16 protein-coding genes are annotated in these 14,589 nt (G+C 70.7%); 9 read left to right on the plus strand and 7 right to left on the minus strand.

Translation table 11 applies throughout. The annotated features are described in order from the left end of the window. The 3 genes from IPZ69_RS43685 to IPZ69_RS43695 form a co-directional block, all read left to right on the plus strand. Window positions 1–1,179: S1C family serine protease (locus IPZ69_RS43685; RefSeq protein ID WP_235460466.1), on the plus strand; the 1,179-nt coding region annotated here is incomplete at its 5' end. 157 nt (window positions 1,180–1,336) lie between these two features. Next, a complete protein-coding gene (locus IPZ69_RS43690; protein ID WP_235460467.1) occupies window positions 1,337–1,792 on the plus strand; it encodes a sec-independent translocase in 456 nt (151 codons plus the stop codon). A 265-nt stretch (window positions 1,793–2,057) separates the two neighbouring features. Further along, entirely contained in the window at window positions 2,058–2,729 is a 672-nt protein-coding gene (locus tag IPZ69_RS43695) for a hypothetical protein (RefSeq protein WP_235460468.1), read from the plus strand. 163 nt (window positions 2,730–2,892) lie between these two features. Here the strand turns inward: IPZ69_RS43695 and IPZ69_RS43700 are convergent, their stop codons facing one another. Genes IPZ69_RS43700 through IPZ69_RS43710 form a run of 3 tightly spaced genes read right to left on the minus strand, consistent with a single transcriptional unit; the run spans window position 2,893 to window position 5,948 of the window. Beyond that, entirely contained in the window at window positions 2,893–4,026 is a 1,134-nt protein-coding gene (locus IPZ69_RS43700) for an Mrp/NBP35 family ATP-binding protein (RefSeq protein WP_235460469.1), read from the minus strand. A 43-nt stretch (window positions 4,027–4,069) separates the two neighbouring features. Next, a complete protein-coding gene (locus tag IPZ69_RS43705; RefSeq protein WP_235460470.1) occupies window positions 4,070–4,675 on the minus strand; it encodes a DUF1003 domain-containing protein in 606 nt (201 codons plus the stop codon). Further along, on the minus strand, window positions 4,665–5,948 hold the full coding sequence (locus tag IPZ69_RS43710; protein WP_235460471.1) for a magnesium transporter MgtE N-terminal domain-containing protein: 1,284 nt from the start codon (window positions 5,946–5,948) through the stop codon (window positions 4,665–4,667). Before IPZ69_RS43710 ends, IPZ69_RS43705 begins: the two co-directional genes overlap by 11 nt. Before the next feature lie 211 nt (window positions 5,949–6,159). On the opposite strand from IPZ69_RS43710, the gene IPZ69_RS43715 reads away from it, so the two are divergent. Continuing rightward, window positions 6,160–6,921 carry a hypothetical protein gene (locus IPZ69_RS43715; protein WP_235460472.1) on the plus strand — a complete coding sequence of 254 codons (762 nt, stop codon included), beginning with the start codon at window positions 6,160–6,162 and terminating at the stop codon, window positions 6,919–6,921. A 43-nt stretch (window positions 6,922–6,964) separates the two neighbouring features. Here IPZ69_RS43715 and IPZ69_RS43720 read toward each other — a convergent pair whose 3' ends face one another. Beyond that, window positions 6,965–7,480, minus strand: a complete 516-nt coding sequence (locus IPZ69_RS43720; protein ID WP_235460473.1) for a hypothetical protein — start codon at window positions 7,478–7,480, stop codon at window positions 6,965–6,967. Between the two features lie 42 nt (window positions 7,481–7,522). Beyond that, window positions 7,523–8,656: a magnesium and cobalt transport protein CorA gene (locus IPZ69_RS43725; RefSeq protein WP_235460474.1), complete on the minus strand. Its 1,134-nt coding sequence runs from the start codon at window positions 8,654–8,656 to the stop codon at window positions 7,523–7,525. Between the two features lie 518 nt (window positions 8,657–9,174). Between IPZ69_RS43725 and IPZ69_RS43730 the strand changes: the two genes are divergently transcribed. The 4 genes from IPZ69_RS43730 to IPZ69_RS43745 all read left to right on the plus strand — a co-directional run bounded on the left by IPZ69_RS43730 (window position 9,175) and on the right by IPZ69_RS43745 (window position 12,315). After that, window positions 9,175–9,759, plus strand: a complete 585-nt coding sequence (locus IPZ69_RS43730) for a suppressor of fused domain protein (RefSeq protein ID WP_235460475.1) — start codon at window positions 9,175–9,177, stop codon at window positions 9,757–9,759. A 286-nt stretch (window positions 9,760–10,045) separates the two neighbouring features. Further along, a complete protein-coding gene (locus IPZ69_RS43735; RefSeq protein WP_235460476.1) occupies window positions 10,046–10,687 on the plus strand; it encodes a DUF6758 family protein in 642 nt (213 codons plus the stop codon). A gap of 109 nt (window positions 10,688–10,796) precedes the next feature. Then, window positions 10,797–11,654: a PHP domain-containing protein gene (locus IPZ69_RS43740; protein ID WP_235460477.1), complete on the plus strand. Its 858-nt coding sequence runs from the start codon at window positions 10,797–10,799 to the stop codon at window positions 11,652–11,654. Between the two features lie 55 nt (window positions 11,655–11,709). After that, window positions 11,710–12,315 (plus strand): MarC family protein, encoded by a 606-nt coding sequence (locus tag IPZ69_RS43745; RefSeq protein WP_235460478.1) that lies wholly within the window; start codon window positions 11,710–11,712, stop codon window positions 12,313–12,315. Window positions 12,316–12,453: 138 nt separating this feature from the next. Here IPZ69_RS43745 and IPZ69_RS43750 read toward each other — a convergent pair whose 3' ends face one another. After that, a complete protein-coding gene (locus tag IPZ69_RS43750; protein ID WP_235460479.1) occupies window positions 12,454–12,606 on the minus strand; it encodes a hypothetical protein in 153 nt (50 codons plus the stop codon). Between the two features lie 171 nt (window positions 12,607–12,777). Between IPZ69_RS43750 and IPZ69_RS43755 the strand changes: the two genes are divergently transcribed. Beyond that, window positions 12,778–13,671, plus strand: a complete 894-nt coding sequence (locus IPZ69_RS43755; RefSeq protein WP_235460480.1) for an NYN domain-containing protein — start codon at window positions 12,778–12,780, stop codon at window positions 13,669–13,671. Window positions 13,672–13,695: 24 nt separating this feature from the next. Here the strand turns inward: IPZ69_RS43755 and IPZ69_RS43760 are convergent. Beyond that, window positions 13,696–14,589: alpha/beta fold hydrolase (locus tag IPZ69_RS43760; protein ID WP_235460481.1), on the minus strand; the 894-nt coding region annotated here is incomplete at its 5' end.

The raw sequence follows: 14,589 nt of genomic DNA on the forward strand, positions 1-14,589 counted from the left end.
GGCGGCGCCGCGCCCCTGCAGCAGACCGGTGCGGCCGTGCTCACCAAGGAGCAGCGGCGGAAGCGGGCCAAGAGGATGCTTGTCGGCGGAGCCCTGTTGATCGGCCTCGTGTCCGGGGGCGTCGGCGGGGTCGTGGGCGCGTATCTGGAGCGGGACGGCGGTCTGGGGGACGTACGGCTGCCGCAGGCGGGGAAGGCGCCCGCCGGGCGCGCGCCGGACAGCGTGGCCGGGATCGCCGCGCGGGCGCTGCCCAGCGTCGTCACCCTGCACGTGAGCGGCAGCGGCGAGAAGGGCACCGGCACCGGCTTCGTGCTCGACACGCGCGGCTACATCCTCACCAACAACCACGTCGTCCAGCCCGCCGCGTCGAGCGGCGACATCACCGTGACCTTCAGCGGCGGCGACACGGCGAAGGCCAGGATCGTCGGCCGGGACACCGGCTACGACCTCGCCGTCGTCCGGGTCACCGGCGTACACGGGCTGACGCCCCTGCCCCTCGGCAACTCCGACAACGTCCAGGTGGGCGACCCGGTCGTGGCCATCGGCGCCCCCTTCGACCTGGCCAACACCGTCACCTCCGGCATCATCAGCGCCAAGGAGCGGCCCATCACGGCCGGCGGGGAGGGCGGCGGCAGCCAGGACGGGAGCGACGTGTCGTACGTCGACGCGCTGCAGACCGACGCGCCCATCAACCCCGGCAACTCCGGCGGACCGCTGCTCGACTCACAGGGCCGTGTCATAGGCATCAACTCGGCGATCCGCTCCGCGGACAACGGCTCCGACCTGGACGGCGGCCAGGCGGGCTCCATCGGCCTGGGCTTCGCCATCCCCGTCAATCAGGCCAGGCGCGTCGCCGAGGAGCTGATCAACAAGGGCAGGGCGACCCACCCGGTGATCGGAGTCACCGTCGACATGGGCTACAGCGGGGACGGAGCCCGGATCGACACCAAGAGCGCGAGCGGCGGCTCCGGCGTCATCGCGGGCGGCCCCGGCGACCGGGCCGGTCTTGAGCCGGGTGACGTCATCACCGAGATCGACGGCACCCGCGTCCACACCGGCGAAGAGCTGGTCGTCAGGGCCCGTGCCCACCGCCCCGGCGACCGGCTGCGCCTGACCGTGGAGCGCGACGGCAGGCCGCGGGAGGTCTCGCTGGTGCTCGGATCGTCGGACCGCAACTGACGGAAACGTCACAGGACAGAACCCGGCACACGGTCCCACAAGGCAAACAACGCGAAAAACCGGTGCCCTACACCCACACGGACACCTCGGGACGGTACCGGTCGGACAGGTGCGCCGGGTACCGTTAACCGACCGAGGACATCGCAAGGAGCTTCAGGTGTTCAATGACATAGGACCGCTAGAGGTGGTCACGATCGTCGTGCTCGCCGTGCTCGTGTTCGGTCCGGACAAGCTCCCGAAGGTCATCCAGGACGTCATGCGCACGGTCCGGAAGATCCGAGAGTTCTCGGAGAGCGCCAAGCAGGACATCCGCGAGGAACTGGGTCCGGAGTTCAAGGACTTCGAGTTCGAGGACCTCAACCCCAAGGCGTTCATCCGCAAGCAGCTGGACGGCGACGAACTGGGGCTGAAGGAGATCCGCAACGGCTTCGACCTGAAGAAGGAGATGGCCGAGGTCACGGACGCGGTCCACGGCCGCGACAGCGACGCCTCCGCGTCGTCGTCCTCCTCGTCGTCTTCCTCGGGCTCGTCCGGCGGCCGTATCGACATGACCAAGAAGCCCGACGACTCCGGCACGGACGACCGTCCGCCCTTCGACGCGGACGCCACCTGAGCGTCGTACGCCCTTCGTCCTCCACCCGTACGCCCCCGAACTGCGCGTCCCGGTGCGCCCCCGCGCCGGGACGTGACGCGTTTCATACCGTGGACGCGCCCCGTGCGGCCTGAACCGGCCTTCCGCGCGACCCACGCGGCGGGCGGTTTCCCTGCCCGCCTCGGTGGTGTGGATATGCTGCCGAGTTGTTGTGCGGACCGGACGAGTACGCCCGAAGGGGGGCGGGCCACCCCGGTCCGACGAGAGCGAGGAGGCGTCCGGGCACATGGAGACGACAAGTCGGGCAGTCGCGCAGGCGCCGGACGCGGAGGGCGGACAACAGTTCCCCTCCGCCCGGCGCACGGTCGACGGCTACCTGCTGGCGCCCTTCCCGTGGTACGGCCTCGACGAGGCCTTCACGGGGCCGCGCTGGCTGATGCAGGTCGGTACGGCGGCTGACGGCGCCGTCGAGCACGGTTCGATCGGACACGGCGACGAACCCTCCGTCAAGAACGAGTACGCGGTCGGCTCCGCGAACGAGCCCCGGGAGAAGTTCGCGGTCGTGGTCACCGTCGCGGCCAACCCCTCCCGGCGCAGCGCGGACGGCACGGGCTTCCTGGAGGCCACCTCGGTCTCCTCGGCGGCCTGGCTGGCCGGTGTGGGGCTGCTGTCGTTCACCTGGCCCGGCCAGATGGACCACAGCCTGCGTGACGACTGGCTGGAGCAGCAGACGGAGACGGCCTGGGTCCTCGCGGACGACCTCGCCGGCCCCGACTGGTCGACCCTGTCCCTGCCCGTCGACGGCGTCCCCACGCCCTTCCACTACCGCGAGTCCGAGTTCGGCTGGGTACTCGCCGGTTCCACCCAGGAAGGGGTGCACGTGGGGGCGTACGGAAGAGGCATGAGCGCATACGGCCTCGGCTTCGCGATGATCAAGGACATCGCGGCCTACGCCTAGGCGCACCGGGTACGACCGCCGGGCGCACCGAGCACGACCGCGAACCGAGACCACGTTCGCGGAGCAGGGCACACGCCAAGGGGCGCCGTCTGAAGGCGGCGCCCCTTGGCGTGCGTGGCCTGCGTGGCCTGCGTGGCCGTGCCGGCGTGGAAGCCGTGCGGCTCTAGAACTTGTTCTTCGGGGTGATGCCCAGGGACAGGCCCGACAGGCCGCGCTGGCGGCCGCCGAGCTTGCCCGCGATGGCGCGCAGGGCCTCGCCGGCCGGGGAGTCGGGGTCGGTCAGGACGACCGGCTTGCCCTCGTCGCCGCCCTCGCGCAGGCGGACGTCGATGGGGATGCTGCCGAGGACCGGGACCGTCGCACCCGTCGTACGGGTGAGGCCGTCGGCGACTGTCCGGCCGCCGCCCGTGCCGAAGACGTCGACCATCTCGCCGCAGTGCGGGCAGGGCAGGCCCGACATGTTCTCGACCACACCGACGATCTTCTGGTGCGTCTGGACGGCGATGGAGCCCGCGCGCTCGGCGACCTCGGCGGCCGCCTGCTGCGGGGTCGTCACGACCAGGATCTCGGCGTTCGGGATCAGCTGGGCGACCGAGATCGCGATGTCGCCGGTGCCGGGCGGCAGGTCCAGCAGGAGGACGTCGAGGTCGCCCCAGTACACGTCCGCCAGGAACTGCTGGAGGGCGCGGTGGAGCATCGGGCCGCGCCACACGACCGGGGCGTTGCCCGGGGTGAACATGCCGATGGAGATGACCTTCACGCCGTTCGCGGACGGCGGCATGATCATGTTCTCGACCTGGGTCGGACGGCCGTCCGCGCCCAGCATGCGCGGCACGCTGTGGCCGTAGATGTCGGCGTCGACCACGCCCACCTTGAGGCCGTCGGCGGCCATCGCCGCCGCCAGGTTGACCGTCACCGAGGACTTGCCGACGCCGCCCTTGCCGGAGGCGACCGCGTAGACCCGGGTCAGGTTGCCCGGCTTGGCGAAGGGGACCTCGCGGTCGGCCTGGCCGCCGCGCAGGGCGGTCGCCAGCTCCTTGCGCTGCTCGTCGCTCATCACGTCGAGCGTGACGGAGACCGCGGTGACGCCGTCGACCCGGGAGACCGCCTCCGTGACGCGTTGCGTGATCGTGTCCCGCATGGGGCAGCCGGAAACCGTCAGGTACACGGTGACCGCGACCGCTCCGTCCTCACCGATCTCCACCGATTTGACCATCCCGAGTTCGGTGATGGGTCGGTTGATCTCGGGGTCGTTCACCGTCGCCAGTGCCTCGCGCACCGCGTCTTCCGTAGCCATAAGGACGATGGTACGGCGATCCGAGGGGCGTCCGGGTAGCCCCTCAACGGTCGTCTGCGTCACGCCCCGGTGACCGTTCCGTCCGTTCTGCCGGGAATACGGGATGGCCGTCGTGACGCCGCAGCTCTTCCAGCTCCTTGGTCAGGTCCGTCAGCTCGGAGCGCATCCAGTCGCGGGTCGCCACCTCGCCCAGCCCCATGCGCAGCGCGGCGATCTCGCGCGTGAGGTACTCGGTGTCCGCGATGGACCGCTCGTTCTGCTTGCGGTCCTGTTCGAGGTTGACCCGGTCGCGGTCGTCCTGCCGGTTCTGCGCGAGCAGGATCAGCGGGGCGGCGTAGGAGGCCTGGAGGGACAGCATCAGGGTCAGGAAGATGAAGGGGTAGTTGTCGAAGCGCAGAGCGGCCGGCGCCGCGATGTTCCACAGCACCCACAGGATGATGACGATCGTCATCCAGACGATGAAGCGTCCCGTGCCCAGGAAGCGCGCGATCTTCTCCGACAGCCGTCCGAAGGCCTCCGGGTCCCATTCGGGCAGGTACCGGCGCCGGGGCGGGCGCGGCTGGTCGAGCCGCGGCGTGCGGGGCCGGCCCGCGGCGGTGGCGCCCACCGGGACACGCTCACGGGGACCGGTCTCGCGCTCAGGAGCCACTGGCCGCCGCCCCCTCGTCCAGATGGAACTCCGTCTCCCGCCAGTCCTCGGGCAGCATGTGGTCCAGTACGTCGTCCACGGTCACCGCGCCCAGCAGCGCCCCGGCCTCGTCGACGACGGGCACCGCCACCATGTCGTACGTCGCGAAGAACCCGGCCACGACGGGCAGCGACGCGTCGGGGTCGAGCGTCTGCAGGTCCTCGTCGACCAGCGAGCTGACCAGGGTGTACGGCGGGTCGCGCAGCAGCCGCTGGAAGTGGACCGTGCCGAGGTACTTGCCGGTCGGCGTCTCGTCGGGCGGACGGCAGACGTAGACCTGCGCGGCCAGGGCGGGGGACAGGTCGGCGTTGCGGACGCGGGCGAGGGCGTCGGCGACGGTCGCGTCCGGCCGCAGCACGATCGGCTCGGTGGTCATCAGGCCGCCCGCGGTGTGCTCCTCGTACGACATCAGGCGCCGCATGTCCGCCGCGTCGTCGGGCCGCATCAGGCTCAGCAGCCGCTCCTGTTCCGCCTCGGGGAGCTCGGCGAGCAGGTCGGCCGCGTCGTCCGGGTCCATGGCCTCCAGGACGTCCGCCGCGCGCTCCTCCGCCAGCTTGCCGAGGATCTCGATCTGGTCGTCCTCCGGCAGCTCTTCGAGGACGTCGGCGAGGCGGTCGTCGTCGAGGGCGGCGGCGACCTCGGCCCGCCGTTTGGCCGACAGGTGGTGCAGGACGTTGGCGAGGTCGGCGGGGCGCAGCTGCTCGAAGGTGGCGAGCAGGCTCTCGGCGCCCTGCCCGTGCTCCTCCAGGGAGAACCCGGTGACCTGGGACCACTCCACGGTCAGCGCCTCGCCCTTGGCGCGCCTGAAGGCCCCGCCCTTCTTCCCCTTGCGGACGTAGACCCGGTCGACCTCCCAGTCGCGGCGGGCCGGCAGCTGCTGGACCGACACGTCCAGGACGGTGACCTCCTCGTCGGTCTCGACGAGCTTGACCCGGCGGTCGAGGAGCTCGCCGAGGATCAGCCGCTCGGTGGGCCGCTGCTCGAAACGGCGGACGTTGACCACGCCGGTGGTGATGACCTGGCCGGACTCGATGCCGGTGACCCGGGTCATGGGCAGGAAGATGCGGCGCCGGGTGGTCAGTTCGACGACCAGGCCGAGCAGGCGCGGGGGCCGCCGGCCGACGCGGAGCATGGCGACGAGGTCGCGCACCCGGCCCACCTGGTCGCCGGCGGGATCGAAGACGGCGACACCGGCGAGGTGCGAGACGAAGATCCGGGGAGCGCCGGCTGCCATGGCTGTGCTTCCTTCTCACGTGCGGGAGTGCGGTGTGTGGCCTGTTATCGCGTTCCTGTTCCGAATTGCCCGCTCAGTGGGGTTCAGGCTAGCCCGTACCGATCCGATGCGTCCTGGTGAGCGGTCCGGACGGACTGGCTCCGTTCGGCGCGGGCGGCCCCGGTACGCTGCGGTACGCCGGTCAGGACCCGTCAGAGAGGCAGCCCCACCAGTGACTGCGATTCCACAGGGCCGAATGCGCCGCGCCGTGGCGCTGACCGCGACGTGCGCGCTGGTCGTGCTGGGAACGGTGGCGTTCACGGGGTGTGACGAGGAGGATCCGGACGCGGGCACCAACGGGGTGGGCAAGCTCGCGCCGGACAAGATCCAGAGCAAGACCAGGGCGGCGGCCGACTCCGTCGCCGCGGTGCACCTGTCCGGCACGGTCGTCACCAGCGGACACACCTACAAGCTCGACATGCGCCTGAAGCAGGACGGCGGCATCGGCTCGGTCACGGCGGAGGGGGCGACCTTCCAGCTGCTGCGGGTCGGGGAGCAGCTGTATCTGAAGGCCGACGCGGAGTTCTGGAGCCACGAGGACGGCGCCGCCGGCGGCAAGGGCTCGGACAAGGCGGCCGCGGGCAAGCTCGACGGCAAGTACGTGAAGGTGCCGAAGGGGGATCCGGCGTACAAGAAGTTCAGCGGTTTCACGGACAAGGACCTGCTCCTGGCCGGCCTGCTCACCCTGCACGGCAAGCTGGCCACCGAGGGGCACCACGAGCAGTCCGGCACCCGCACCATCCGCATCACCGGCGACAAGGGCTCCGGCGGCACGCTGGACGTCTCCCTGGTCGGCAAGCCGTATCCGCTCCGCCTGGTCCGGGCCGGCGGCGCGGGCACACTCGGCTTCTCCGAGTGGGGCATGGACTTCACCGTCAAGAAGCCCCCGGGGAACGAGACGGTCGACTACGGCAAGCAGCTGCCGACGTCCTAGGAAGCTCCGCCCCTCCGGTCGCGTTCGGCCGGGCCGCGTGCGGCTACTTCCGCTTGCGCCGCTTCAACAGCAGCCGCGGCAGCCCCGCGGGGATGGGCCGGCGGGTCGTCGCCGGAGACGGCAGCGGCGGCTCGACCAGGGCCGTGTCGGGCAGCGGCGCCGAGGTGCCCGTCGGCGTCAGGCGGACCACCCGGCACTCACGCGCCCAGCGCTCCGGCATGGCCTCGCCGTCCGACGCGTTCAGCCGCTTGGCCTTGAGGTCGGCCACCGCCGCCTCCCACTCGGGGGAGCCGGCGGGCAGTTCGGACACCGACGCCGGCCAGGTGACCAGCCGGCCGCCCTTGTCCTTGCTCCGGACGGTCACCTCGGCCGAGCCGCCGTCGGTCAGCCCGGGCAGCGGCTGCTCCCCGGGCCCGTCGCCGACCAGGCACACCGCGCCCTCGTGCCAGACGTGCCACAGCGCACGCGCGGCGGGGGCACCGGCGCCCTTGACCCAGATGAGGCCGGACTTCTTCGTGGCCTCCTCGACGAGGGCCTGGTCGAGCAGCTCGCTTGTCATGCGCCCAGCCTATCCAGGCACCCGGCCGGCCCGGCCGGGTGCTCACAGCCAGCCGTTGCGCTTCAGCGTGCGGTGGATCCCGAGACACAGGACCACCGTGATGCCCATGATGACCGGGTACCCGTACTTCCAGTGCAGTTCGGGCATGTACTTGAAGTTCATGCCGTACACACCGCACACCATCGTCGGTACGGCGATGATCGCGGCCCAGGCCGTGATCTTGCGCATGTCCTCGTTCTGCGCGACCGACGCCTGCGCGAGGTTGGCCTGGAGGATGGAGTTGAGCAGCTCGTCGAAGCCGATGACCTGCTCCTGGACCCGGGCGAGGTGGTCGGCGACGTCCCGGAAGTACTTCTGGATGTCCGGGTCGATGAGCCGCATCGGACGCTCGCTCAGCAGCTGCATCGGACGCAGCAGCGGCGAGACCGCGCGCTTGAACTCCAGGACCTCGCGCTTGAGCTGGTAGATGCGGGCCGAGTCCACACCGCGGGACACCCCGCCCTTGCGGCCCGGCGAGAAGACCTCCGTCTCCACCTCGTCGATGTCGTCCTGCACCGCGTCCGCGACCGCGATGTAGCCGTCGACGACGTGGTCGGCGATGGCGTGCAGCACCGCCGAGGGGCCCTTGGCGAGCAACTCCGGGTCGTCCTGGAGGCGGTGACGCAGTGCCCGCAGCGAGCCCTGCCCGCCGTGCCGGACGGTGATGAAGAAGTCCCGCCCGGTGAAGCACATGACCTCGCCGGTCTCCACGACCTCGCTGTTGGCGGTGAGCTGGTCGTGCTCGACGTAGTGGATGGTCTTGAAGACCGTGAAGAGGGAGTCGTCGTACCGCTCCAGCTTCGGGCGCTGATGCGCCTGCACCGCGTCCTCGACCGCCAGCGGGTGCAGCCCGAACTCACCGGCGATACCGGAGAATTCGGCCTCGGTCGGCTCGTGCAGGCCGATCCACACGAACCCGCCGTCCCGGCGCACCAGGCGCATCGCCTCGTGCGGGGTGAGCGGCTTCGGCGTCTCGACGCGGGCTCCGTCGCGGTACACGGCGCAGTCGACGACGGCCGAGGGGGTCGAGGGGTCGCGCGTGGTGTCGTACGCGCCGGCGTCCAGCCGTACACCGCTCTTGCGGAGCGACGGACGGGAGGGACGGACCACGGCACGCAGGTCGCGAATCATCGACATGGCAGGCTCCTTCGCAACAAGCAGCGAGGCGACCGAGGTCCGCTTCGACGGGTGGAACTGCCCGGAATGGGGACGTCCTGACTGCGGGATGTTTGGCACGTCCACAAAGCGGGGAGCACCGCACCGTCGCGGTGGCGGGCTTGGGCTTCGCTGCTGATTCGGCTTCTGATGCAGATCAGACAGATCAGGCAAAACGAAACGAAGTGCTCTTCCGTGCGATGACAAAGGCGCACGCACGCATGCGAAAGGCGGCGGCCAGGCAGACGAGCTGGAGCAGCTGTATCAGCGGCAGGAAGAGCGGGTGGTACTGCACGGTCGACTTCGGTCCATCGCAGCCCCACCTCCTCCGGCCGGTCCCTCGTGAGGGACGATCCATCCCCCCTGGGGGAGTCTCATCGGTGTCGGAACTCGATCGCGACGCTTCTGCGTGCTGCCCCGAACCACCGGCTCAGAGTATCAGCCGCCCGAAGAGTCAAGGCGCCCCTTTGCCCGGTACTGACGAGTTCTATGCTCACCGCATGGTTGATGTTCTTCCCCTTGTCGAGGCTCGGTTGAGCACCGCTCTGGGTGAACCGTCCGCGCGCGCGGCGGTCACCTTCCTCGGTACGGACCGCATCGAGGTGCTGCGTTTCCAGGAGGGCGACATCGTCCGCTACGCCACCCTGGGCATGTCCGCGCACCCCATGGCGGACCCCACGGCGATGCTCGCCGAGCCCGTCAAGGGCCCCCGCGCCGAGTTGGTCCTCTCCGTGCGCGCGGGCGGCGCCGACACCGACAAGGTGCTCCGGGCGCTCGCCGTGCTCGCCGCGTCCCCGCAGGTGGAGGGTGTGGTGGTGGCCCCGGGCGCCTCCCTGGACGTGGGTGACCCGCTGTGGCCTGGCGCTCCGTTCACCTCGGTCCTGGTCGCCGAACCGGGCGGCCTGGTCGAGGACCTGGAGCTGGACGAGCCGATGGATCCCGTACGGTTCCTGCCGTTGCTGCCGATGACCCCGAACGAGGCCGCCTGGAAGCGCGTCCACGGCGCGCAGGCCCTCCAGGAGCGCTGGCTCACGAACGGCACGGATCTGCGGGACCCCGTCCGGGGTTCCGTACCGCTCGACTGAGCCCGGAGTGACCGATCTCACCAACGCAAGTCCGGAATCGGTCAGTTGGCAAAGGCGGTGGCGTTGGGCCGTACGGAGGGCGAGCGGGACCCTGGCCCGCCCGGTGGCCGACCGGCCGGCCGACGCAGTCCGAGATGCCGACGAGGCCCTGGACGATGGACGGCGGGACCGGGATCGGCCGCGGCGATTGATGCAGGACGCATCTAGTTTCTCGGGGTGACCCGGTTCCGTCCGGACGGGTGATCGTCCTTGACGTGGGCGAGCGAGGGTAGGACCGTGGAGCCCTATGAGGGGCGAACCCAGTTGCCCGAAGTGTGGTGGCCGGGTCAGGGCTCCCGGACTCTTCGCCGATTCGTGGCAGTGCGATGTGCACGGGACCGTGCATCCGGTACAGCCCGTGATCCCGCCCAGCGTCGAGGCCCTCAGCGTCGTGGTGCATCGCACGCAGGTGCCGGTGTGGATGCCCTGGCCGCTGCCGGTGGGCTGGCTGTTCACGGGCGTGGCCTGCGCGGGTGACGACCGCAGCGGAGGCCGGGCGACGGCCGTGGCCTGCTCGGGACCCGGACCGCTCGGCGGCATGGGCGAGCTGATCCTGGTCGCCGAGGAGCTCGGCGTCGGCCTCGGCGCTCGCTATGCGGGTCTCGACGGCCCGGACCCGGGGCCGTACATGAACGTCGAGAAGCCGCCCCAGGCCAAGGTGCTGGCCGCCGGCCGCCCGACCCCGCTCTGGCACGTCTCCGGCAGCCCGGTCGACCGTGCCGTCTTCGCGGGCGAGGCGCTCGGGATGTGGCTGTGGGCGGTGGTCTGGCCCGAGCAGACGGGCATGCTGATGTACGACGAGCTGGTGCTGACGGACCTGCGGGATGCGGGAGCCGAGGTGGAGCTGGTGCCCTGCGGGGCGCTGTCCCCGAGACTGCTGCAACCCTGAGCGTCGGTTGTAGGGGGCGCATCCCGGTTGCGGGTGTGACAGGGCACCCCTGGATCCCCGCTATCCTTAGGTGTCCCCGTCCGCCCCGTCACCGCCTGGAGTCCGCGTCGTGCGCATCGACCTGCACTGCCACTCCACGGCCTCCGACGGTACGGACACGCCGGCCGAGCTGATGCGCAACGCCGCCGCGGCCGGTCTGGACGTCGTCGCGCTGACCGACCACGACACCACCCGCGGATACGCCGAAGCCGTCGCCGCGCTGCCCGAGGGGCTCACCCTCGTCACCGGCGCCGAGCTGTCCTGCCGTATCGACGGCATCTCCATGCACCTGTTGGCCTACCTCTTCGACCCCGAGGAGCCCGCCCTGCTCGCCGAGCGCGAGCTGGTCCGGGACGACCGGGTGCCGCGGGCCAAGGGCATGATCGCCAAGCTGAACGGGCTGGGCGTGCCAGTCACCTGGGAGCAGGTGAGCCGCATCGCCGGTGACGGCTCCGTCGGCCGCCCGCACGTCGCCACCGCGCTCGTCGAACTCGGCGTCGTACCGACCGTGTCCGACGCGTTCACCGAGCAGTGGCTCTCCGACGGCGGCCGGGCCTATGTGCCCAAGCACGAGACCGACCCCTTCGAGGCGATCCGGCTGGTCAAGGGTGCGGGCGGCGTCGCCGTCTTCGCGCACCCGGCGGCCGCCAAGCGGGGCCGTACGGTGCCGGAGTCCGCCATCGCCGAGATGGCCGCGACCGGTCTCGACGGCATCGAGGTCGACCACATGGACCACGACGCCGACGCGCGCGAACGCCTGCGCGGGCTGGCGAAGGAGCTGGGGCTCCTGGTCACGGGGTCCTCGGACTACCACGGCAGCCGCAAGACCGTGTCGCTGGGCGCGTACACGACGGACCCCGAGGTGTACGGGGAGATCACCCGGCGGGCGACCGGGGCGTTCCCGGTGCCGGGGACCGGCGGGGCCTGAGACCTACCCCCCCGCGCCCACGTCCACCTTTCTTCCTGCTTAGGCCTGTTCACACATGTTCGACGTCGCCGTCTTCGGCTCCCTGTTCCTCACCCTGTTCGTCATCATGGATCCCCCCGGGATCACGCCGATCTTCCTGGCCCTGACCGCCGGCCGCCCCACCAAGGTGCAGAAGCGCATGGCGTTCCAGGCCGTCTGCGTGGCCGGCGGGGTCATCGCCACGTTCGGCCTGCTGGGCCATCAGATCCTCGACTACCTGCACGTCTCCGTTCCGGCGCTGATGATCGCCGGCGGACTGCTGCTCCTGCTGATCGCGCTCGACCTGCTCACCGGCAAGACGGACGAGCCGAAGCAGACCAAGGACGTCAACGTCGCGCTCGTTCCGCTGGGCATGCCGCTGCTCGCGGGCCCGGGCGCCATCGTGTCCGTCATCCTGGCCGTGCAGAAGGCCGACACCGTCGCCACGCAGGTGTCGGTGTGGTGCGCGATCCTCGCGATCCACGTCGTGCTGTGGCTGGTGATGCGCTACTCGCTGCTGATCATCCGGGTGATCCGGGACGGCGGCGTGGTCCTGGTGACGCGGCTCGCGGGCATGATGCTCTCCGCGATCGCCGTGCAGCAGATCATCAACGGCATCACCCAGGTGATCAAGGGCGGCTGAACGGCACGCCCCGCTCGTACGCGCAGAGCCCCCGCACGGCAGTGGTGCCGTGCGGGGGCTCTGAAGCTTCAGCGGTGATCCGCGTCAGGGGTGACCGGCGTCGGTGCCGATCGGCGTGAGTAGTGTGATCCGCGTCTGTTACGAGGCCGTGGTCTCGGCCGGCCGGATCCACAGTCGCTGCCCGATGGCGGCGGCCTGCTGAACGATCCGGTTGACGGAGGCGGCGTCCACGACGGTGCTGTCCACGGTGGTCCCGTCGATCTCGTCGAGTCGCATGATTTCGAAGCGCATGGCTTCTCCCTTCGTCGCTTCGTTCTGTCCTAGTCAACGAGGTGCGTGTTACAAACATTCCCTACGCTAAAGAAATTTTTCGAACGTCTAATTACTGACCGGTAAGCGGCACTCGTAGGACTGATCGGGACCGGTTGTGTTCGCAGCGTGACCGCCGGGACAATGGAAGCGATGAACGACGACCTTGCGGCCCTCCAGGCCCGTATCGACCGCACGAACGAGCTGCTCCAGCGCATGCTCGCCGAAGTGGCGAAGACGCCCTCGACCCATGCGATCTTCGTGGACGCGGGATATCTGTACGCGGCGGCGGGACGGCTGGTGGCCGGGACGGAGGACCGCCGCGCCTTCGACCTCGACGCCGAGGGCCTGATCGAGGCGCTCATCGACCGCGCCCGCACGATCTTCGCGGACAGCAGGCTGCTGCGGGTCTACTGGTACGACGGCGCCCGGCGCCGCATCCACACCGCCGAGCAGCAGTCCATCGCGGAACTCCCCGACGTCAAGGTCCGCCTGGGCAACCTCAACGCCAACAACCAGCAAAAGGGCGTCGATTCGCTCATCCGCACCGACCTGGAGTCACTCGCCCGGCACCGGGCCATCAGCGACGCGGCGCTCATCGGCGGCGACGAGGACCTGGTGTCGGCGGTGGAGGCCGCGCAGGGGTACGGCGCCCGCGTCCACCTCTGGGGCATCGAGGCACCCGAGGGCCGCAACCAGGCCGAGCCGCTGCTCTGGGAGGTCGACAGCCAGCGCACCTTCGACCTCGAATTCTTCAAGCCGTACGTCTCCCGCCGCACCGCTCCCGCGTACGAGCCCACGGCGAACCGCCCGACCCGCGAGGACGTCCGCTTCGTCGGCGCCCAGATCGCGGCGAAGTGGCTGTCCTCCCGCGGCCGTGAGGCCCTGGTGGAACTGCTCCCGGGCCACCCCTACCTGCCCGGCTCCGTCGACCAGGACCTCCTCGTCGAGGCCGAGGGCCTGCTCCAGTACTCCCTGCGCGGCCAGGCGGACCTGCGCCGCGCCCTGCGGGACGGCTTCTGGGAGCACTTGCAGGGGCAGTACTAGGGCCTGTCCGGCGGAGCTGCGCCCTCAGCCGGAGGCCTGGTCGGCGGCTTGGCCGGAGGCCTGGTCCCAGAAGTCGGCGATGGCGCGGGCGGTGGCCGCCGGCCGGTCGGTGTTGGGCGAGTGCTCGGCGCCCTCGATCACCGTCCGGCGGGCCCCCAGACGCATGGCCATCTCGTCGAGGAGCGTCACCGGCCAGGTGTCGTCGAGCGCGCCCGACAGGACGTGGAACGGCAGCGGTACGGCGGCCAGTTCCGCGACCCGGTCCGGCTCGACGCACAACTGGCGCCCCGTGGCGATGAGTTGCGCGGGCTTGTTGCCCAGCCAGCGGCGCCGCAGGTCCTCCCGGTCGTCGAGACCGCCGTCGAGCTGCCCGGTCTCCGTCTCCTCCGGCGCGTCCATGGCTCGCATGGCCTCCCACACCTCGGCCATCGACATCACGGAGAGGGCGTCCCGCAGCAGCTTCACGCGCTGCTGCTGGGAGACGGAGATCTGGGCCGGTCCCGAGGCCATCAACGTGAGCGACCGGAAGGGGGAGTGGTCGATTAGTACGGCCGCACGCGAGATCTGCCCGCCCAGGGAGTGCCCCAGCAGGTGCACGGGGGTTCCGAGCGCCTCCGCCTGTGCCAGCACGTCCCGTGCCAACTCGGCCTGCGCATAGGCGGATTCGTCGTGCTCCGGCCCGTCCGACTCGAACTGCCCGCGTCCGTCGACCGCGACGGAGCGATAGCCGCGCTCCGCCAACGCCACGTGCAGCGGATTGAAGTCCTCCTTGCTCCCGGTGAACCCGGGCAGCAGCAGCGCGACACCCCGGGGCTCGACACCGGCGGCCACGGGAGCGTCGACGACGGCGAACTCCCCACGCGCGGTACGCAGAGAGTACGCGCGGGAGCCGGGGGGCGGGGTGAAGGTGGGAGGCCT

The sequence above is a fragment of the Streptomyces olivochromogenes genome, assembly GCF_021538895.1.
Taxonomy (GTDB): domain Bacteria; phylum Actinomycetota; class Actinomycetes; order Streptomycetales; family Streptomycetaceae; genus Streptomyces; species Streptomyces olivochromogenes_A.